13 protein-coding genes are annotated in these 21,630 nt (G+C 44.9%); 5 read left to right on the top strand and 8 right to left on the bottom strand.

Annotated features, from left to right (window positions below; all coding sequences use genetic code 11):
- Positions 1 to 7 precede the first annotated feature (7 nt).
- From WC958_02025 to WC958_02010, 4 genes are all read left to right on the top strand, one after another.
- A complete protein-coding gene (locus tag WC958_02025) occupies positions 8 to 3,634 on the top strand; it encodes a hypothetical protein (protein ID MFA5629027.1) in 3,627 nt (1,208 codons plus the stop codon).
- Between the two features lie 12 nt (positions 3,635 to 3,646).
- On the top strand, positions 3,647 to 5,107 hold the full coding sequence (locus WC958_02020) for a hypothetical protein (protein ID MFA5629026.1): 1,461 nt from the start codon (positions 3,647 to 3,649) through the stop codon (positions 5,105 to 5,107).
- A gap of 122 nt (positions 5,108 to 5,229) precedes the next feature.
- Positions 5,230 to 8,058: an excinuclease ABC subunit UvrA gene (uvrA, locus tag WC958_02015; protein ID MFA5629025.1), complete on the top strand. Its 2,829-nt coding sequence runs from the start codon at positions 5,230 to 5,232 to the stop codon at positions 8,056 to 8,058.
- 79 nt (positions 8,059 to 8,137) lie between these two features.
- Positions 8,138 to 8,689 carry an HD domain-containing protein gene (locus WC958_02010; protein MFA5629024.1) on the top strand — a complete coding sequence of 184 codons (552 nt, stop codon included), beginning with the start codon at positions 8,138 to 8,140 and terminating at the stop codon, positions 8,687 to 8,689.
- Positions 8,690 to 8,707: 18 nt separating this feature from the next.
- Here WC958_02010 and WC958_02005 read toward each other — a convergent pair whose 3' ends face one another.
- Genes WC958_02005 through WC958_01995 form a run of 3 tightly spaced genes read right to left on the bottom strand, consistent with a single transcriptional unit; the run spans position 8,708 to position 11,277 of the window.
- Positions 8,708 to 9,223 (bottom strand): hypothetical protein, encoded by a 516-nt coding sequence (locus WC958_02005; GenBank protein MFA5629023.1) that lies wholly within the window; start codon positions 9,221 to 9,223, stop codon positions 8,708 to 8,710.
- An 11-nt stretch (positions 9,224 to 9,234) separates the two neighbouring features.
- The gene (locus tag WC958_02000; protein MFA5629022.1) at positions 9,235 to 10,536 is read right to left on the bottom strand and encodes an MBL fold metallo-hydrolase; all 1,302 of its coding nucleotides are present in this window, start codon (positions 10,534 to 10,536) and stop codon (positions 9,235 to 9,237) included.
- A 3-nt stretch (positions 10,537 to 10,539) separates the two neighbouring features.
- The gene (locus WC958_01995; protein MFA5629021.1) at positions 10,540 to 11,277 is read right to left on the bottom strand and encodes a hypothetical protein; all 738 of its coding nucleotides are present in this window, start codon (positions 11,275 to 11,277) and stop codon (positions 10,540 to 10,542) included.
- A gap of 139 nt (positions 11,278 to 11,416) precedes the next feature.
- Between WC958_01995 and WC958_01990 the strand changes: the two genes are divergently transcribed.
- On the top strand, positions 11,417 to 12,010 hold the full coding sequence (locus WC958_01990) for a tetratricopeptide repeat protein (GenBank protein ID MFA5629020.1): 594 nt from the start codon (positions 11,417 to 11,419) through the stop codon (positions 12,008 to 12,010).
- Here the strand turns inward: WC958_01990 and WC958_01985 are convergent.
- The 5 genes from WC958_01985 to ppsA all read right to left on the bottom strand — a co-directional run bounded on the left by WC958_01985 (position 12,007) and on the right by ppsA (position 21,565).
- Positions 12,007 to 14,580 (bottom strand): SMC family ATPase, encoded by a 2,574-nt coding sequence (locus WC958_01985; GenBank protein MFA5629019.1) that lies wholly within the window; start codon positions 14,578 to 14,580, stop codon positions 12,007 to 12,009. The two genes, WC958_01990 and WC958_01985, sit on opposite strands and share 4 nt — an antisense overlap.
- A gap of 293 nt (positions 14,581 to 14,873) precedes the next feature.
- Positions 14,874 to 16,400, bottom strand: a complete 1,527-nt coding sequence (gene rpoD, locus WC958_01980; GenBank protein ID MFA5629018.1) for an RNA polymerase sigma factor RpoD — start codon at positions 16,398 to 16,400, stop codon at positions 14,874 to 14,876.
- On the bottom strand, positions 16,381 to 18,171 hold the full coding sequence (gene dnaG / locus WC958_01975) for a DNA primase (protein MFA5629017.1): 1,791 nt from the start codon (positions 18,169 to 18,171) through the stop codon (positions 16,381 to 16,383). The genes rpoD and dnaG overlap by 20 nt, the downstream gene beginning before the upstream one ends.
- 107 nt (positions 18,172 to 18,278) lie before the next feature.
- Positions 18,279 to 19,319 carry a deoxyguanosinetriphosphate triphosphohydrolase gene (locus tag WC958_01970; protein MFA5629016.1) on the bottom strand — a complete coding sequence of 347 codons (1,041 nt, stop codon included), beginning with the start codon at positions 19,317 to 19,319 and terminating at the stop codon, positions 18,279 to 18,281.
- Positions 19,316 to 21,565, bottom strand: a complete 2,250-nt coding sequence (gene ppsA / locus WC958_01965) for a phosphoenolpyruvate synthase (protein ID MFA5629015.1) — start codon at positions 21,563 to 21,565, stop codon at positions 19,316 to 19,318. Before ppsA ends, WC958_01970 begins: the two co-directional genes overlap by 4 nt.
- Positions 21,566 to 21,630 lie beyond the last annotated feature (65 nt).

Genomic DNA, 21,630 nt, shown 5'->3' with positions numbered 1-21,630 from the left:
TTGTATGATGGCGGAAAAAGACAACAAGAAAGCCATTATTACAAGGCGGAGATTTTTACAAGCGACAACCATATCGGTCTTTCTGGCATTTATGTACAGAAAACAGCTTATTTCCGCTTTTATGGGGCTCTTTGATACCGATACCTCGCTTGATAATAAGTTTACCGCTTGGACATCGTGGCTTTGGAGACAAACAAACCGCAGTCAGTTCGATGCCGGTTTGTTCTCCAATATCGATTCCGCCGACAGCCCCGGCAATATTAAACTGGCTGTTTTTAGCTCCCCCGGCACTATTACCTCACAGGTTTTCGACAGCGAAAAAAGCGGCACGCGCTGGGATGCGGTGATTTGGGATTCGACACTTCCCGTCGATACCGATATCACCTTTGAAGTGCGCGCATCGGATACCCCCTTTAACAAGGATTCCGGCAGCCCCTCTTGGAGCAGTCCTTCCGGCACATCTCCGATTCAAACAGGCATTCCTGCCGGTCGTTATATGCAATGGCGCGCCACCCTTACAACTAATGATAATTCAGCGACCCCCGTTTTAGAAGAGGTACGCGTTTATTATTCGTTGGACGGCGGCTCAGTTCAAGTAACCGATATCGGCGCCACTTCCGGAACGGCTAAGGTTGGCCAAGTTTTAACGGCAGGGTCTTTAACGCCTGCCGCCGCCTCGGTAGCCTACCAATGGCAAAAAAGCTCATCAATTAGCTCGCCTTTTTCGGATATTTCGGGCGCAAACTCGACTACATATTCTATAATTGCCGGTGATGTCAGTAACTATTTAAGGGTCATGGCAACAGGTACAAGCGGATATAAAGGCAGTGTTGCCAGCGCCTATGTTGGCCCCGTTTCTGCCGATTCGATACCGTTAACTGCGGTTTCGATTATCGGAACGGTTGGAGTGGGGCAAACACTAACCGCAGACTTAACTCCTGCTAACGGAACAGCGACATACAAATGGCTGATTAGCAGTACTCAAAACGGAACTTATACCGAAATCAGTGGAGCCACTTCCGATTCCTATGTTGTGGACGTCGCCGATTACGAACAATATATTAAGGTCGAGGCAACCGGTTACGGAAGCTATTCCGGCACGGTTACCAGCTCTCCGACTTCACAGGTCGCCGGCGGACAACTGATTTCAATCAGCCCGATTATCGGCTCAACCGTTATCGGCCAAACCTTAACTGCAGGCACCGTTTATCCGCTCGGAGCAACGGTTACTTACCAATGGCAGCAGTACGATAACGGAACATGGATTAATTGTATGACTGAATCTAATGCTGAGGCTACTTCCGATACATATAAGGTATGGTCAGCCAACACCAATCGCTATCTTAGGGTTGTTGTGACCGGCACGGGCGCTTATACCGGCACCCTTGATGCCGTTACCTCCGATCTTGTACAAGAAAGCTCCACGCCGGTTACGGCAATTGATACCATCGGCGGAGTTGCCGAGGTTGGCCATCTCTTAACGGTTGGCGTTTTAACACCGCAAGGCGCAACGGCAACCTACAAGTGGCTTAGAAGCGACACTTCGGGCGGAACTTATCTGCCGATTAGCGGCGCTTCATTAAGCACTTATACGCTAACAAATGACGACTATACCAAATATATTAAGGTTGAGGCGACCGGTTCGGGCGTTTATTCCGGCACGGTTACCAGCGCCTATATGGGGCCGATTGCCAAGGGTCAAATTACGGCCATCGGTTCGATTATCGGTACGACAGTTGTCGGGCAAACATTAACCGCGGGAGCGTTAACGCCTGCAACCGCAACTGCCGATTATCAGTGGCAGAGGTTAGTAAGCGGAGTATGGACAGATATCAGCGGAGCAACCGCCAATAATTATACGCTTATCGGTGACGATTTAGGCACCTACGTGCGGGTTGTTGCGACCGGTAACGGCTATTATACGGGCAGTGTAAACGTTGGTACAATCAGCGTTATAACGGGAACGCAAACACCGATAACCGCTATCGGCGCTATTTACGGCACGATGCAGGTAGCCCAAACGCTGGTTGCCGGTACCTTAACGCCTGCCAACGCTACGGTTACCTGGCAGTGGATGAGGAGCCAAACAGCCGAAGGAACATATTCGAATATCGCCGGCGCAACCAGCGACAGTTACATATTAACGGCAGGCGATCTTAATTATTATATTAAAGTTAAAGCCACCGGTTCGGGCAGTTACTCCGGTACGGTTACCAGTGATTACCGCGGCCCAGTAGGACAGACGGCGCTAATTTCGATTGGCCCGGTTATCGGTACAACTTCCCAAGGTTATACCTTAACGGCAGGTGCGTTGACACCGCAAGGCGCTACGGTTTCGTATCAATGGCATCTTTCTAACTGGGACGGAAATACTTGGAATCCAATCAGCGGGGCGATCTCAAATACACATACCGTGCGCGGAGCCGATAACGGTGGTTTCCTTAAGGTGGTTGCTACCGGTACAGGCGCGTATACCGGTTCTGTAGAAGCGATTACATCGGCTCGTGTTTCCGGTAGTGCAACACCGGTTACCGCGATTGGCGATATTTCCGGTGTTGCCGAAGTTGGGGTAACCCTTTCCGCCGGCGCTTTAACGCCTGCCGCGGCTACGGTTACCTATCAATGGCAAAGACACGATACCGCCAGCGGGGAATACGATAATATTGTTGGCGCTGCCTCAAGTACTTATAAGCTGACTGCCGCCGATTGCAACCATTATATTAAGCTTATGGCAACCGGCGCGGGCGCTTATACCGGCATTGTATTTAGTGATTACATCGGGCCGGTAGCGGCGGCTGCGCTTACCGCCATCGGCAATATTTCCGGCTCGACCGTTGTCGGCGAGATGTTGACTGCCGGAACTCCGGTTCCGTCCGGCGCTGCGGTTACTTATCAGTGGCAGAAGAGCGCTACGGAAAACGGCACTTATGCCGATATTATCGGCGCTACTTACAACACATATAATATTACCGAAAACGATGAAGGTTATTATTTCAAGGTTAAAGCAACCGGTACCAACGGTTACAGCGGAACCGTTTACAGTAATGCTATCGGCCCGGTAGTATCCGAAGCGACACCGATAACGGCAATCGGCACAATCAGCGGCACGGCACAGGTTGAACAAACATTAACCGCCGGCGCTTTAACGCCTGCCGCGGCGACTGCCACTTATCGCTGGAAAAAGGCGGATACCGTTGACGGAACATATTCCAATATCAGCGGGGCGACTTCAAGCACCTATCAGTTAACCGCTGATGAATTTAATAAATATATTAAGGTTGAAGCAATCGGCTCGGGTGAATATTCAGAGTCGGTTTTAAGCGCGGCTGTCGGTCCGGTAACTGCTTGCCCGATAACCGCAATGGCGGCGGTTATCGGTACACCGCTTGTCGGGAATACCCTGACGGCAGGGGCATTAACGCCTGCCGCCGCAACCGTTACTTATCAATGGCAGCGCTCGGATACGGGCTCCGGCACAACGTTTACCGATATTTCAGGGGCTACCACTAACACATATTACATTCAGAATTCTCAGTATAACTATAGTTATCTGAGGGTTGTGGCAACCGGTACAGGGGCTTATACAGGTAGTGTCAGCGCAAGGACTGTTCTTAGAGTCGGCGGTGCGGCGTAACGGCGATTGAAAGTGCAAATAAATAATATGAAACTGTTTAAAAATAAATTTATTGCGATATTGTTGGCTGTCATGTGCTTGTTGGGGATGACACCGCAGGCGTATGTTTTGGCTGATGATCCGTTGGTGTTGGTTATCGGCGGCGAGGGTTCTGTGCCTTGGGCCGAATCCGATGTTATGCCGGGAGCCAGTGGGACCAAAGACGTTACCGTACGCAATAACGGCAATTCCGTTGGTGACCTTTATATTTGGATTTCCAATATCGTTGATTTGGAAGGCTTGAATCCGAGTTCCGAAACGGGCGACACCGATGAGCCGGGCGAGTTATCGCTTTATATGCGCTTTGGAGTTGTGTCGCCGCGCGTTGAAACCAATATCACGCTGCCCAATTTAATCTCAGCCTTTCCGCAAAGCGCGGACGGCGCAACTTATATTAAAATAGCCAATATCAACCCGGGTGAAACGGTTGCCCTGACTTGGACGTGGGAATTACCGACTACTGCCGGTAACGACGTGCAGGGGGATATTCTTTCTTTTGATATTAACTATACCCTTTCCGGTATGATAACAACCACAACTACCACAACCACGACGTTAACAACAACAACGACTACAACATCAACAACCGAAAAAACAACGACGTCAACAACCAAAACGACGACGCCGCCGGTTGTGACAACTACCAAAACGACAACAACCACCGAGAAAACAACAACACCGCCGATTGTTACAACAACTAAAACCACCGATCCTACCGGCGGTACAACTACCGATACAAAAACGACCGAAAAGCCCGAAACAACCGTTACGACAACAAATAACGCCAACGTTATTATTATCGGGTTTTGCGACGGCTATATGAGTGAATACACTATTGATGATAACGGTTTGATTGAACAGGATGTTGAAATAGTATCCTCGGACGGAACACTGTCTTTACTGATTCCGAAAGGTACTTCAGCATTGAACCTGGAAGGGGAACCGCTTGCCGAATTAATCGGATGCCTTTTTAATAATCCGCCCGACCCTCCGCAGGGTTCCGAGGGATTGGGGGCGACATACAGGTTTCATTCCGAAGGGGCAACTTTTTTCCCGCCGCTGTTTTTGAAATTTTATTATAACGACAGCGATATTCCGGAAGGGGTTAACGAAGAAGATATTTACGTTGCCTTCTATGATGACAGCAAAAATGAATGGGTTGCCTTGGAAAGCTTTGTTGATACCGAAAACAATGTAATAACCGTCTATCTGACCCATCTTTCGCTGTACAGGGTTATGATTCCGAGCCTCACCGAAACAACTTCAATCGCTCCTTCCCCCGGCGGGATTAACCAACATCTTTTGTGGGGAATTATTACCACTGCGTTTGCTCTGCCTTTGCTTGGGTCTATATTCTTTTTGATTTTCGGCCGCAGAAGAAAGGACGATGACCAAGAAAACGAGATGGGCGGCCTTTCTCACAAAACAAATTAATACCAATCGCAAAATGTTTTTCCGGCTCCCTTAATCCAATCTGCATTCCAGTTTGCCTTGATTTCAGGCCGTTTGCTTGTTCGTATTTTAAGCCGGTGATACAATATTAGACAGGAGAAAAAATGCCTTTAGATTCAATATTTATTAAGGGTGCCCGCGAGCATAACCTCAAAAATATAGATGTAACTATTCCGCGCGATAAACTGGTCGTAATTACCGGCGTTTCCGGCTCCGGTAAAAGCTCTTTGGCGTTCGATATTATTTACGCCGAGGGACAGCGCCGTTATATGGAATCGCTTTCGGCTTATGCGCGCCAGTTTTTGGGGCGGATGGAAAAACCCGAGGTTGATTACATCGAAGGTTTAAGCCCGGCGATTTCAATCGACCAAAAGGGCGTTAGCCGTAATCCGCGTTCAACGGTGGGGACGGTTACCGAGATTTACGATTATTTGAGGTTACTTTTTGCCCGCACCGGCCACCCGCATTGCCCGAATTGCGGCCGCGAAATTGCGGCGCAAACCGTTGAGCAGATAGTGGATGCCGTTAAATCATTGCCGCAGGATTCGCGGGTGATGATAATGGCTCCGCTTGTAAAAGGGCGCAAGGGTGAGTACCAGCATATTTTTAATGATTTACGCAAATCGGGATATGCCCGCGTGCGTGTTGATAATGAAATACACGACCTCTCCGAAGATTTTCAGCTTGATAAACAAAAAAAGCATACCATTGAGGCGGTGATTGACAGGCTCGTAATCGGCCAAAGCGACAGCCAGAGCCGTATCGCCGATTCGGTTGAAACGGCATTGAAACTGGGGGGCGGGGTTGTTTTGGTTTCGATTATTGACGGCGAAGAAATTCTTTTTTCGGAACACTTTGCCTGTGTAACATGCGGTATCAGTTTGGGGGAAATCGAACCGAGAACATTTAGTTTTAACAGTCCGCACGGCGCCTGCCCGGATTGCACGGGGCTTGGGGCCAAGCCGGAGGTTGACCCCGATTTGGTTCTTCCCGATAAAAACCTCACACTTGAAGAAGGGGCGATTAGCCCTTATCAATGGCAAAACTGGTATATGTATTCCGTGCGCGAAATGGCCAGGCGTCACGGTTTTTCCGTTAAAACACCGATTAAAGACCTAACACCCGAACAAATTAACCTTGTTTTGTACGGAGAAAGCGATTTCCGCTACACCTATCGCGACCGGCGCGGTAAAGAGCGCGAGTACACAGACGGTTTTGAGGGCGTTATTCCCAGAATGGAACGATTGCACCGCGATACTGAATCGGAAGCCTCACGGGCGTACATAGAGCGTTACATGGTATCTCGGGAGTGCAACTCGTGCAAGGGTAAACGATTAAAGCCTGAGGCATTGGCGGTTACCATCGGCGATAAAAATATCGATGATATCGTTTCGATGTCGGTTGTACTGGCGTTGCAGTGGGTTCAAATGTTGGCAGGCAAAACTTCTGTTTTTAATAATCGTGAAACCAAAATCGCCGCCGAAATATTAAAGGAAATTGAGGCTCGTTTAGGGTTTTTACAAAACGTTGGTCTGGATTATCTCTCCTTAAACCGTATGGCGGGGACGCTTTCGGGTGGAGAAGGTCAGAGAATTCGCTTGGCGACCCAAATCGGCAGCGGGCTGATAGGGGTGCTTTATATTTGCGACGAGCCGACAATCGGCTTGCATCCGGCCGACGACTTCCGCCTTATTAAAACGCTTAAAGAGCTTAAAGACTTGGGGAATACCCTTATTGTTGTCGAGCATGATGAAGCAATGATGCGTGCGGCGGATTATATTATCGATATGGGGCCGGGCGCCGGTGAACACGGTGGTTATGTCGTTGCCAGCGGACCGCTGGAGGATATCTTAACCTCCGAGAAATCACTGACCGGGCAATATCTTTCCGGCCGTAAAGTAATCCCTATCGCCGAAAAAAGACGTAACGGCAACGGGGCACAAATTATCGTTAAGGGCGCAAGGCAGAACAATCTTAAAAATATCGATGTTGCCATTCCGCTCGGTAAAATGGTTTGTATTACCGGAATTTCGGGGAGCGGCAAGAGCACCTTAATCAGTGATATTTTACATAAAAAACTGGCCCAGATTCTTTATAAAGCCAAAGAGAACCCGGGGGCGGTTGACAGCATTGAGGGGATTGAGAATATCGATAAGGTTATTAATATCGACCAATCGCCGATTGGGCGTACCCCGCGCAGTAACCCCGCAACTTATACCGGTTTGTTTACCCATGTGCGCGAGCTTTTCGCCACATCGCCCGAAGCGCGCCTGAGAGGCTATAAACCGGGGCGTTTTTCGTTTAACGTTAAGGGCGGAAGGTGCGAGGCTTGCCGCGGAGACGGCCTGATTCAGATTGAAATGCAGTTTTTACCCGATGTTACCGTTCCTTGCGAAGTTTGCAAAGGAAAACGTTACGATCGTGAAGTCCTTGATATCTATTTTAAAGGCAAGAATATTTCCGAAGTGTTGGATATGACTGTCGAACAGGCGCTGGCGCACTTTGAAAATTTCCCTTCCATTAAAAACAGGCTCAAAACACTTAATGACGTCGGATTGGGGTATATTCACCTCGGTCAATCCGCAACAACGCTATCCGGAGGCGAAGCACAGCGAGTGAAATTGGCGACCGAACTTGCCAAAAGGGCTACCGGCAAAACGCTTTATATTTTAGATGAGCCGACAACCGGCTTATCGTTTGAAGATGTGGCGGCTTTGTTAAAAGTCCTGCAGAGGCTGGCGGATGCCGGTAATACCGTGGTGGTAATTGAACACAATTTGGATATTATCAAAAACGCCGATTGGATTATAGATTTGGGACCAGGGGCAGGGGATAAAGGCGGCCAAATTGTGGCGGTTGGCACCCCCGAAACGATTGCTAAAACCAAAGGCTCGGCGACCGGCGAATACTTAAACAAGGCATTGTTTACATAAAGTATAATTGTTATATTGAATTGTCAGCGGCTCAAATATTGTATTGGGCTTATCGAAAATAACGGAAAGGTTAGATAAAATGGATCGAGAAAAAGCTTTAGAAATTGTTAAGGCAAACATCAAAAATCAGAACCTGATTAAACATATGATTGCTACCGAAGCCATTATGCGGGCGCTGGCGAGGCGTTTTGGGGAGGATGAGGAGGAGTGGGGGATTGCCGGCCTTTTGCATGATATCGATCTTGATATCGTCGGTGATGATATGACTGTCCACGGCAAGATTAGCGCTGAAATGGCGGCTAAAGCCGGTGCCAATGAGGCGATGACGCATGCGATTTTGTGTCACAATGAAATGCTGGGTGTGGAACGCGAAAACAATTTTGATAAAGCGCTCTATTGCGCCGACCCGCTGACAGGGCTTATTACCGCCGCCGCTTTGGTGCGTCCCGAGAAGAAACTGGCTTTTGTGGAAGTAAAATCGGTTGCCAAAAGATTTAAGGAAAAGAGTTTTGCTGCCGGTGCCAACAGGGAACAGATTGCCGCTTGCAGTGAACTGGATTTGGAACTGAACGAGTTTATCGAACTCGGATTGAAAGCGATGCAGGGTGTGGCGGAGGAATTGGGATTATAGCTTTATATCAATTACCTATTACGGAATCCAAGACTCTCCAGTTTCCCAATTTACTGTAGAATAACCTAATTCGGCCAGCATTTCAGGGAAAATGTGATGGTCGGGTTGATATGAAATTTCTCCGAATATGTTAGGGTTTACGTCTATTAGTGTTTGAGTTATTTGTCTCCACGAATATTTAGTAGTTGCAGATGCTGTTGCTCCATTAAGAATAAAAACTATTCCGTCTTCATCAGTTGTTAGTATTAGACTTGTAGTATCTTTATTGCCTGAAGCTTTAAAAACATACAAAATTAGCGGACGCAGAAAATTGACCATTCGTGTTTTAAAATCAACATTCCTTACTTTCCAGCCAACATTAAGCCATGATTTAGCCTGAGGATGAGACAAGGTATTTGCCCACCATGCTCGATGAATGTATGCAGAAGATGGTAGCGTAGAGCCGATAATTTGTTCAATTTGCTGAAAATCAAAGGATAATGAAGTCAAATTTTGTTTTACCAGATATTCGCTTAAAGTATTGTATTTCCCCATAATAGATTCCTTTATAAAATAAATTCCTCGCCGTCGTTTAACCTTTTAATGTCGTAGCCCGGAAACAGTGTTTCGTAATTTTCGGGGAAAAAGGTGTGAATCGGGATTATATGCTTTGGGTTAAAACTGTTTACCAGACGTTTTAAATCATCCTCCGGCGCATGCCCGCTGGTATGTATTTTCTTGAACGTGATTTCTTTTTGTGTCAATAAATCCTGCAAATTGTTGTTTTTAAGATACCCTTCCCATTGTGAATAAATTGCCACTACTCCGCTATGGTTGTCTATGCGGTTAAGAAGCTTGGGGAATACAGTGTTATCTTTAGTAATTATTACGTATTTATCCTTGTTTTTGTTTATGTCTTCTATCGTAATCTTGTGCGTTTTTACTTGATAGGTAAAAGATTTAAATCCGCTTTGAATTAGGCTCCTGCAATGATGTTGGAAATAGAAAACTCTAATGCCATCCCACCAATATTGGAGGAGGTGTTTTGAAACGTCTTTAATGCTGTCTAAAATATAAGCGGTATAAAGGTCGATTACAGTTGTTTTTCCGGTGCGTTTTGCCGCACGGTATATTGAAACAATCCTGTCGATATTTTGAGATGAACAAAACACAAAAGCTACGTTGGTATTATTCTTAAAGATACTTGTCATTTCATCTTCAACAGCTTTTTCGCTGGAGAATGAACATTCTTTTCTGCCAAGCATTGAGCCTTCAAGCAAAAGGTAGTCCACGTCCTTTTCCGGATATCGGCATAGTACATCAAACAAAACGCTTTTGCGTCCGTGCCCACGAAAATCACCGGAGTAAAATAACTTCTTACCTTCACACTCGATTGTAAAAGCAACCGCATCAAAGCCGGAATGGTCAACCAAGCGCGGGGTAATTTTAATGTCACCAATCATAAAAGACTTTCTGTTTTCGAATATTTTTACATTTTGTAGTTCTGTTTTTACCGGAATAAAAATATTGGATGCTTGTATTAGTGCGTATGCACCTTTGCTTAAATAAACGGGGATTTCATTGTTTACGTATCTAAGCAGGCCGTAATGGTCTTGGTGAGGGTGAGATATAAGAACGGCATCAACCGATTTCTGTTCGCTTTTATACAAACCTTCTATTGGTGGGAGTACATGGTTTTCTACTAATTCGGCGACGCATTTATCTTGTAAGGTATTACTATCAAATGTTTCTCCCTGTTCATTTACCAGCGGCAACCCCAGATCAATAATAATCCGTGCTTTTTTCGACTTTAATTCTACGCAACTGCCGCCGATTTCCTTTGTACCACGATGGATGATGAGTTTCATTGGCTATTTCGCAGATGGTAAGTTTTCAAATTTAATTGTCATTTTATCGCCGAATTTCTTGTACTGGTCCCACGGCGTTGTTAATTTATTGTTTTTTATAATATCAAAGTCGGACGAATATTCTATTATTTTATAAGCATCAGGCTTTATTTCAATACTTCTATCGCTATTGACTTTGGGCCAAACAATATATTTTTCAATTTCCGATATACCGTTAAAATCTCCTTTGTAAATTTTACTAAATACTTCTGTCAACTCATTTTTTATCTTTTCTAATGCATAGGCGTACGTTTCCAATTCTTCTTGTGCATGCTTTAATGTTCTGTCCTTTTTAAGTTCCCAAAGTATTAGTTTTTGAGTAGACGGCTCATACAGTAAACAATCCAAGGGGCGATTAGTATACTTGCCCTCGCTATTGCGGATGCCTGTAAGATTTAATTGGGAGTACAAAAAATAGTATTGGCTGTCCAAGCCGTTTAGCTTAAAAGCCTTTTTATAGTTATTGCTTTTTTTGGCAGCTTGAATTATGTATGCTTCCAACCACTTTTCACTGGATGTACTTTTGAATTGTTTTTCCTTAAGGTGTAGTTTAGTTAAAGGTTTCTTACAAGATAAAGCGATACATTTTTTCACTATTTCTCTTTTTGTAGGATGATAATATACATCATTTAATTCGTTTTTGTTTAATTCCCAAGCTTTGATAACATTATCCTTGAATTTTTCATCAAAATATAAATCCATTATAACTCCTTTTCTGACCCAAATTAATTTCAGCGCCAGTATAACATAACATTTGTGATATTGTAAGGGTTTACATTTTGATTGTGTAAAACTGTACCAACAAATATATTAGAAATCAGCATGTTATAATGAATGTATTATGAATAATAATGAAATTAATATGATGCTTGGACGGCATTTCCTGAACGAATGCAATTACAATTTGGCAATTAGTGCTTTAACCAAAGCTATTGAGTCAGAATCGGATAACGCTTGTCTATATGACTTGCGAGGAATTGCTTATGGAAGTATTCAGGAATACGAAAAATCTATTGCTGATTTTAATATGGCAATCGAACTTAACGCTCAGTTATCTTGTGCATATAACAACAGGGCTTTATCTTATTGGTCTATAGATATGCTTGAGAAAGCGTTGATGGATATTGATAAAGCTATTGAATTAAGTCAGGATAACGACGGGTCGTCTAAAGCTGTCTATTATTCAAACAGAGGGCTTATCCAGTATGCACTATGTAATTTTAATGACGCAGTATTGGATTGTAGTATAGCTATCTTATACGGTTGTGAAACATGGGAAAATCTTAATTGCTTAGGTGAAGCTTTCGCTTCGCTAGGAAAATATGAAGAAGCCTTGAAATATTTTCACTATGCCTTGGATATTAATCCCAATGGTATCAACATTTTTGCAAATTATCTTTCGGTGAAAAACATATCAGGCAATTGTGAGTTCTAGTTCAGTTCTATTACCGACCCGTCGGGCGTTTTTCTAACGTTAATGCGGCTGGGGAAGGCGTCTTTCAGTTCTTCGATATGAGTAATAACAATTATTTTTTCGAAGTCGTTTTTAATTGAATTGATTGCCTCTTTTATTTTATCGATTCCGGTACTGTCCAACGAGCCGAAACCCTCGTCTATAATCAAAGTAGGGAGCGGCGCTCCGGCTCTTTTTGCCAGCAGTTTGGATAGGGCGATGCGGATAGCCAGGTCAATACGGAAGGCCTCACCCCCGCTGTAGGTTTCATAAGGCCTTGATCCGAGCTCGTCGGAAATAATAATCTCCAACGTTTCCTGGACATCGCCCTTTTTGGTGGGTTTTTGTGATTCAAATCTTACGTGCATGCGGTTATCGGTCATCCGTCCCAGTAAATCGTTGGCTTCGTTTTCAACATCCGGTAAAGATGATTCGATTAGCATCATCTGAATTCCCTTTTTGCCGAATGCCAGCGCCAGTTGGTCGTAGATGGATATCTCATTAGTAAGAAGTTTTAACTGCTTTTCTTTTTCTTTTTTCTTTTTCTCTTGGTCTTGGAGGTGTTGTAAACGGGCTTTGAGCCTGACGGTTGTTTCTTGGGCTTCTTTTTGGGCCGCAGACACCTTCCTAAAAATCTCTTCCGCTTGCTCCGATTCGCTTTCCAGTTGCGAGAGAGCTTCCAGTTCCTTTTCAATCAAGTCTTTTTTATTGTTATCAATTTCAAGTTGTTTTTGGAGGTCGTTTAAAGCGACGATTGTTTTTGCCAAATCTTCTTTTTCGGTTGCCAAGTAACGCGTTGCTTCTTCCAATTGTCGCTTTTTGGTTTCAAATTCCCCAAGCTCCGCAAGCTCTTTTTGCGATGATTTATGTTTTTCGGAATCGTAATCAAGCGATGCTATATTGGCGTTAATAGCCTTTAATTCCTGCTGTTCGCTTACCGAATAATCTTTTGTTTCTAATTTATGTTCGATATCGGCAAGCATTTCCTTTTGCTCAACCAGTTCGTTTGCCGCTTCCGTTGCATCATCAATTGATTGTTTGAGGCTACCGACACGGTTTTGCAGCCATTCGCGGTTACTTTTTAATTCTCGCTCTTTTTCCGATAACTCTTTTTCGATATTTTGAGCTTCGGCTAACAGCGCGGTTATTTCAGAGCCTTTTTGTTTTATGAGCTCATTTTTTGCTTCAAGGTCACTGCCGAATTTTGCGCGTATAATATCCAAGCCTTCTTTACCGAGTGCTGTTTCGCAGAGCGGGCATACATTTTCACCCTCTTTACATAAAAGGTTAAGCTTATCGTTGATTCCGTCAATTTCCAGCTTTAATTTCTCTTGGTTGTCCTTTAATTGCGCAACTGCGGATTGCAAAGCCTGTCGTTTTTGTTTGTTATCCTCAAAATCCTTTTCCTTTTTTTCCAGTCGCGGGATGGCTTCTTCGATTTTTGCCATTTCCGATTTGTATTGCTCGAGTTTTTGTGCTTTATCGGTAAGTCGCTCGATTATTTTTTGAAGCTCCGCTTTTTTAGCGTTCAATTCGGATAGGGCGCTCTCAACCGAACGTTCGAACCGCCTTTGGCTGTCTTTGAGGCTGTTGAGCTCCTGCAGTTTAATATTAAACTCGTCACATAACGCCTTTACCTGTTTAAAATTTTCATACCCTTTTTCAATCTTATTGCGTTCAACAATCAGGCTTTCGTATCCGCTGATTTGTTTTTCGTGCTGCTCTTTTTCTTTGATGCGCAGGTCAAGCTGCTTGTTAATGGATGAAATATGCTCTTCAAGTTGGTGTAACTGCGGTTTTTTGCTTTCTAAAGCCTGCCTTTTTTGTTTAACGTTATCAAGTTCCGTTTGCTTCTCTTTAACCGCTTTTTCCGCTTGCAGCAATTCCGTTTCGGCCCGTTCAAGGTTGCTTTTCAGTTCATTTTGATCGGCAAGCTCGGAATCAATATCTTGGATTAATTTTTCTGTTGTTTTGATATCCACGTGCTGCTTGCGAGCCATTTCGCGCGCCTTGCTTTCTAACTTATCGTAGATATCCAACCCGAGGATATTGGAGAGGACTTCTTTGCGTTTTGCCGGTTGCTGGCGCGTGAATTGGTCGGCGTTGCCCTGTCTTAAAAAAGCGCTGTTAATAAATGTATCATAATCCATCCGCAGTATTTCATTTGTGATTTTCGCCTGAGTTTCGTTGATTTTATCTGCGGAAATAATCTTAAATTCACCGTTATCAAAGATCATTAAATCGAGGCTGCTTTGTCCGGCGGCGGTGGCTTTCTTGGGGCGGGCACGTTTTCTGATTACGCGGTAAAGCTGCCCTTCAGCCATAAAATCAAATTCAATGGTTGCTTCCGATTCCTTGATGTGGATTACATCATCGATATTTTTAGCGCGTGATTCCCCCCACAATGCCCATGTTAAGGCATCAATAATGGCGGATTTACCATGCCCGTTATCTCCGGATATACAAGCGGTTTGGATACCTTCAAAAGAAAACGAAGGCATATCCCCGCGGTAGGGCATAAAATTGCGAATCTTTAATCTGACAGGTATCATTTGAGGTTATTTTAGCATAGTTGGAGAAGAAAGTACTTTTTTGTAAGGGTTCATAACATAGCGGACTTTTTGAAGGAAACTATTAAATTCATTCGGCTCATTGATACAGTCTCTCTGTTATCAAACGAACTATTCCCGAATGGTCTGGTTGGATTTCTCCGAGTGTCTGCTTAATTCTAATCCGGCATGTTGGGACTCGTAAAGGCAGTTTTTGATAACAAATATAAAAATCCGCTCGAAAGCCTTTAATCGGCAATGGCGAGCGGATTTTTAAATGTTTTATAATGTATCGATTATTCCAAATAATCTTTGAGCCTGCGGCTGCGAGAGGGGTGGCGCAGTTTGCGCAAGGCTTTTGCTTCAATTTGGCGGATACGTTCGCGGGTAACATTAAACTCGCGCCCGACTTCTTCAAGCGTACGGCTGCGGCCGTCTTCCAAGCCGAATCTTAACTGCAATACACGTCTTTCCCTCGGTGTTAGGCTATCCAGCACATCTTCGATTTGCTCTTTTAAAAGCTGGCGGGAGGCGGCATCGGGAGGCGGCAGCGCATTTTGATCCTCGATAAAATCGCCGAGGTGGCTGTCTTCTTCTTCGCCGATGGGCGCCTCAAGGGATATCGGCAGCTGTGAAACTTTAATAATTTCTCTTACCTTATCCGTCGAAATCTCCAACTCATCTCCAATTTCCTTAGGCGTCGGTTCGCGTCCCAGTTCTTGAGAAAGGTTTCTGGTAACACTTAAAAGCTTGTTAATTGTTTCTACCATATGCACGGGGATTCTGATTGTGCGTGCTTGGTCGGCGATGGCACGCGTAATCGCTTGTCTAATCCACCAAGTGGCATATGTGCTGAATTTGTACCCGCGGTGGTAATCGAATTTTTCCACTGCACGAATCAAACCCATATTCCCTTCCTGCAACAAATCCAAAAGCGGCATGCCGCGCCCGATATGCTTTTTGGCGACACTGACAACCAGCCTTAAGTTGGCTTCGATTAAATGTTTTTCAGATTTGTCCGAGTCCTTAAGGATTTTATCGATATGAGATTGAAACTTGTCGTCGAAAACCGTAACGGAATCAATAAAAGCTTGGTCCGTTACCAGGTGTTTGACGTCCGCCAGTTGGACATTATCGTCAATTGCAGCCAAAAGATCCTTCGGAAGCAAGGTTATGTTTAAATAAAGGTTTATGATTGCCTGTTCGATATCCGGTACCGGCTGCTCTGTTTTTTGGGCAATATTTTGCGGCAGTCTCTGGTCGATTTCATTGGCAACGCTATTAATAACCGCAGTATCGGCAATGCTCTCTTTAAAGTTTTCGGTTAGAGGAACAGCCAGTTCCTCTTGTAAAAGATGCAATATATCTATCTGGTTTGAAAGATCTTCGAGCATCCGCAACAAAATTTCCGTAGCCGTAGGCGTTCGTCCGTTTTGTTCAATGTAGTTTTCTTTAATTTCACGGATACGTCTGCCGGCCTCCATTTTTTTGGCAAGGACTTTCTCTTCTTCCGCGGTCAGTAATAAAACGCGGCCGATTTCGTGCAAGTACATGCGAACCGGATCGTCAACTATTCCCGGTTCTTCACCCGGTCCGAGTAACGTCAGCTTAATATCCTGCTCGCTTGCCGGTTCCTCCTCAAGTTCTTCCTTTTCGGGGTTAAATTCGTCTTCGGGCATATCGTCGATTGCAAAATCTTCTTCGGCGCCCCCATCATTAATCGACTCTTCTTTCTCTTTTTCGGCTAAACCTTCTTCAAGTTGAGTCTCCGATTTCTTTTTTGTTGTTGTTTTCTTAGTCTTCTTATCGTTTTCTTGTTTCATCAATATCTCCTCTGTAAAACCCACCGGCCGATTTTTTGGAAAAAATTTCTTTTAGCTCAACGCTTACGTCAATCCCGTGTTCCGCCAACTTGTTAAGCTCGGCTATACTGCCTTTGGATGCCGCCTCGGCGGCTAAAATCACTTCTCGCTCTGTTTCAAGTTTGCGCAAGAACTTTTCACGTAGCCTGAGTATGCAAACAGACATCTTTTGTTCAATTTTATCGGGATGCACTTCCTTGGTTAACAGCTCATCCAAATAATCCCGAATCGCATAGTCAAGATTATCCCTAACGGAATCTAAATCTTCTGTTTTCGTAAGTGCTAAAAACACCTCTCGATTTTCGCTGTTTTCAAAGTATTCCGCCTTAATTTTTGTTTTGAAAGAATTAAGTTTAGGAAATTGCAGCAGTAAGGTCAAGCAATATTCCTCAAGAGGCTGGGAAAATTTACGGGGCGTTCCCGTTGGGGTTGGGGAAGCCTCTTTTTTGATACCGAATTTATAATCGGGCTTTTTAACCATTGATTCAAGTTCGCGCAGGCTTACCCCGATAAGGCGCGATAACTTTTGCATGTAGTGAGCTTTACGCACCTTATCCGCCATTTGCGCAATTACCGGCAAAAGTTTTTCGGCTGCAATCGTTTTATCCTTGGCTGTAGTTAAATCCAGCTTTGCCGTAACCGTATCAAAGGTATAATCCATTAAGGGAATCGCATTCTCTACAATCTTCTGCCACTCGGAGGCGTCCTTGCGTATCACATCATCAGGATCGCTTCCGGCGGGGATAAGCGCCACTTTAATTTCGTTTTCAATTAAGTTTTCGTATTCGACGGAACGCAGTATAGCCTCTTCACCGGCGGCATCGGAATCGAGTGCCAACACCAGATTTTTGGTCATTTTTTTTAAGATGCTAATCTGCTTTTCGGTAACAGCGGTGCCCATCGAAGCAATAACATTCGCAAAACCGTATTGATGGGCGATAATAACATCCATATAGCCCTCAACAAGGACTGCCAAATCATTCCGGCGGATTGATTGTGAGGCTAAGTTAGCCCCGTAGAGGGTGCCGCTTTTATCAAAAATAGCCGATTGCGGGGAGTTAATATATTTAGCCTGATTATCTTCAAAGGCCCTTCCGCCAAATCCACAGCACCTTCCTTTTATATCGAAGATAGGGAACATAAAGCGGTTGCTAAAAACATCATGCGATTGTTTGCCCTCGGTTTTTGTGATTACCCCGGCTTCCAAAAGCTCATTTTCGCTAAAACCTTTGTTAAGCAAATAAGCTTTGAGTGCATCGCGGCTGTTTAAACTGTATCCCAATTGAAAATCGGAGATTGTTTTTTCATTTAAGCCCCTTTTTGTGGCATAGGCTTTGGCTTTATCGCCGTATTCCGAATTTACAATTACATTGTGATAATATTGTGCGGCGGCTTGGTTAATTTGGTAAAGTTTATCGTATTTTTCTTTGTCTTCTTTTTGCCCGCTTGTTGACGGTACCTCAATGCCGGCTTTTTCGGCAAGTAAACGCAAAGCCTCGCCAAAGGTGATATTCTGCTGTTTCATAACAAAAGAGAAAACATCTCCGCCTTCGTTACAGGCGCCGAAACAGTGCCACCTTTGGTCGTCGGGGTAAATAAAAAAGGAGCCGTGCTTTTCGCTGTGGAAAGGGCACAAGCCCTTAAGGTTCTTACCGGCTTTGGTTAACTTGGTAGATTGCCCGACAACTTCCGCAATATCGATTCTTTGTTTTACTTCTTCAATAATGTTCATAGTTCTTAATAATTATACTACATAATTCCGTTATATTCTTGATGGTGTTGTTCCAATTGGGTTGCAATAAAAACCGGGGGCGTGCCGCAATAATTAGCTGCCGAAATCTAGAAAGGAATCTGTTTGGCAAGGTTGATTGCATACTGGTCTGTCATACCGGCAATATAATCAACCACGCATCTTTCGGTTTTGTCGCTCAGCTGCCTGTATTCTTGCGGCAGTTCATCGATATGATTTAAAAAATATTTGTAGAGTTTACTAACAATTTTTCTGGCCGCTAAGGATTCCTTTTCTTTGGATTGAACGCGGTAAACCTTTTCAAAAAGAAATTGCCGCAGTTCGTTGGTGGCTCCCAGAATTTCCTTGCTCATTTTAATGGAAGGTCTTTCCGAGGTCTCGCAGTTACCGTTGGCTGCCCACGAGCTTTCGACAATATCGCTTACCATTGTATCAATGCGCTCCCCGTGGGATTCCCCCAAAAGTTTCAGCGTGGAAGAGGGGAGGTCGTTTTCGGTTATTATTCCGGCTCTGATTGAATCCCCGATATCGTGGTTAACATAGGCGATTAAGTCGGATATTTTGCAGATTTCGCCCTCAAGCGTTCCGACTTTTCCCCAATTCTCCCCGTACATCGTATCTCCCGGCTTGGAATGGTTTAATATCCCGTCCCTTACTTCCCATGTCAGGTTTAAACCCCTCCCATCGTTCTCAACAATCTCCACCACCCGTAAACTCTGTTGGTTATGCTTAAACCCCTCATCATAGAGTTCGTTTAGCACATCCTCCCCGACATGCCCGAAAGGGGTGTGCCCCAAGTCATGCCCGAGGCTAATGGCTTCGGTGAGGTCTTCGTTTAAGTTTAGGGCGCGGGCAATTGTTCTTGCCAGTTGGGAAACCTCAAGGGTATGCGTTAGCCTGGTAACATAATGGTCACCAAGCGGGGCAATAAAGACCTGAGTTTTGTGTTTTAGGCGCCGGAACGATTTACAATGGATAATTCGGTCGCGGTCGCGTTGGAATGCTGTTCGCAAGGGGCATGGTTCTTCGTATCTTTCCCTGCCGCGAGATAAGGCGCTTCGAGCTGCAAACTTTGACAGTTGCAGCTCACGCTCTTCAATTCTTTGTCGAATATTAAAATTTTGGATCATCTATGATTAAGTTTGGCTTCCGCCTTGGCAATTATCTGGCGGGTGGTGCCAATCATATCGGGGCTGACCGAAACGGAAGTGATTCCCCAAGAAACCAGTTTCTCGGTCAGTTCGGGATATACCGAAGGAGCCTGTCCGCAAATCGATGCGGTAACCCCCATGCTTTTAGCAACGGTAACGGCCCTCTCAAGCGCAACAAGAACGGCCTCATTACGTTCGTCAAAAGTCGGTGCCAGTTTTGCGCTGTCTCTGTCAATACCGAGAGTCAGCTGGGTTAGGTCGTTACTGCCGATTGAAATACCGTCAATCCCGACACTTAAAAATTTCTCAATTAAGAAGATATTGGAGGGGACCTCCACCATCATCCAGAGCTTGAAATCTTCACTGCGAACAAGCCCGTTTTCTTCCAAGATAGCTTTGGTTCTTTTCAGTTCGTCGACCGTTCTTACAAAAGGAATCATTACGTGCAGGTTCTTATAATCTCTTCTGACACGCTTAATTGCTTCAATTTCGAGTTGGAACGAATCAATATCGGTAACGTATCTGGAGGCTCCGCGATAACCGATCATCGGGTTTTCTTCCGTTTCCTCAAAATCGCGTCCGCCGATAAGGTCCCGGTATTCGTTGGTTTTAAAGTCGGTGGTTCGGTAAATTACCGGGCGCGGATAAAACGGCTTGGCAAAAGAAAGCAGGCCGTTATAAAGCTTATCAACAAATTCGTTGCCCCTGTTCTGTTTTAACATGTATTTGGGGTGTTCACCGATTTGGGCAATAATAAACTCCGCCCTTAACAGGCCGACACCGTCAACATTACGTACGGAAATCATATCAGCGAGTTCAGGTTGGGCTAAATTGACATAAACCTTGGTTTTGGTAATTAAGGATTCCCTTAGGATATTCGACATTTTAGTAGTGGTTATACTGCGGGCGATTTTACCGCTGTAAACCTTACCTTTTGAACCGTCAACGGTAATAATCTTTTTATCGATTAGGGTTGATGTTGCAAGATCGGTACCGACAACACAAGGAATTCCGAGTTCGCGGCTGACGATAGCGGCATGCGCGGTTCTTCCGCCGCGGTCGGTAACAATTGCCGCCGCCTTTTTCATTGCCGGAACAAAGTCGGGGGTGGTCATCTCGGTCACAAGAATATCTCCCTGATGAACCCTGTCTAACTGAGAGGGCTCATAGATAATCTTAACCGGCCCCGAAGCAAGACCCGGGCTGGCGGCAACGCCGCTTAACAGTACGGGGGCGTTAATTTCGGGTTCTTCCTCTACCGATTCCTTAATTGTGGTTACCGGCCTTGTTTGTAAAATATAATACTTCCCGTTTTCTTTGGCCCATTCAATGTCCTGCGGGAAGTTGTAATGTTCTTCAATCTGCTTACCGATTTGGGCAAGCTCTAAAATTTCGGCGTCCGAGAGTTTAATCTTGCCTTGTAAGTCTTTATCAATCAGCTGCCAAGTGTTAATATCTTTACCGTCCGCAACCGGATTTCTGGCAAGCTGGCTCTTCTGCTTGCTGATTCTTTTCGATAAAATAGAAAGTTTTTCTTTATCGACAATATACAAGTCGGGGGTTACTTCTCCCGAAACTAACCCCTCTCCCAAGCCGTAAATCGCTTCAATTACAATTTCTCTGGTGTTGCTGGTTACCGGTTCAACGGTAAACATAACCCCTGAGGTAACGGATGCAATCATTCTCTGGACGGGTACGGCGATGCCAACCTTAAAGTGGTCAAAGCCTTGCTGAACCCTGTAATAAATAGCGCGCGGTTCAAAAAGGGATGCCCAGCACTTAAGCACCGCATCGACAACCTCATCGGCGCCCTCGATATTAAGATAAGTGCTTTGCTGTCCGGCAAACGAGGCTTCGGGGAGGTCTTCGGCGGTTGCCGAAGAGCGAACAGCTACCAGCCCGCCGCCCAATTGTTTATAGGCCGCTTTAATTTCGTCGGCCAATTCGGGCATTATCGGGCAATCCAAGACCATTTTTTTGATTATCTTGGCAACGCGTTGTAGTTGTTTGGTATCTTCGATGTCCAGGGATTTAAGAAGCGGTTGGATATCTTCAACGATTCCGGAATTTTCCAGAAATTCAAAGTAGGCGCTTACGGAAACAACGAAACCGGGAGGAACCGGTATGTTGGCTTTTGTCATTTCCCCTAAATTAGCCCCTTTTCCGCCGGCTATCGGGACGTCTTCTTTGGAAATGTCCTTAAACCAAATGATTGCCTCAGGCATAGTGCAACTCTCCTTATCACATAGTTTAAATAAAGCGCTGTTATTATACCACAATGACAGCGTCG

It is taken from the genome of Dehalococcoidales bacterium, from assembly GCA_041656115.1.
In the GTDB taxonomy this organism is placed as follows: domain Bacteria; phylum Chloroflexota; class Dehalococcoidia; order Dehalococcoidales; family UBA5627; genus UBA5627.
Note: the sequence above shows the minus strand (reverse complement) of the source record. Positions and strands in the feature narration are given on the sequence as shown.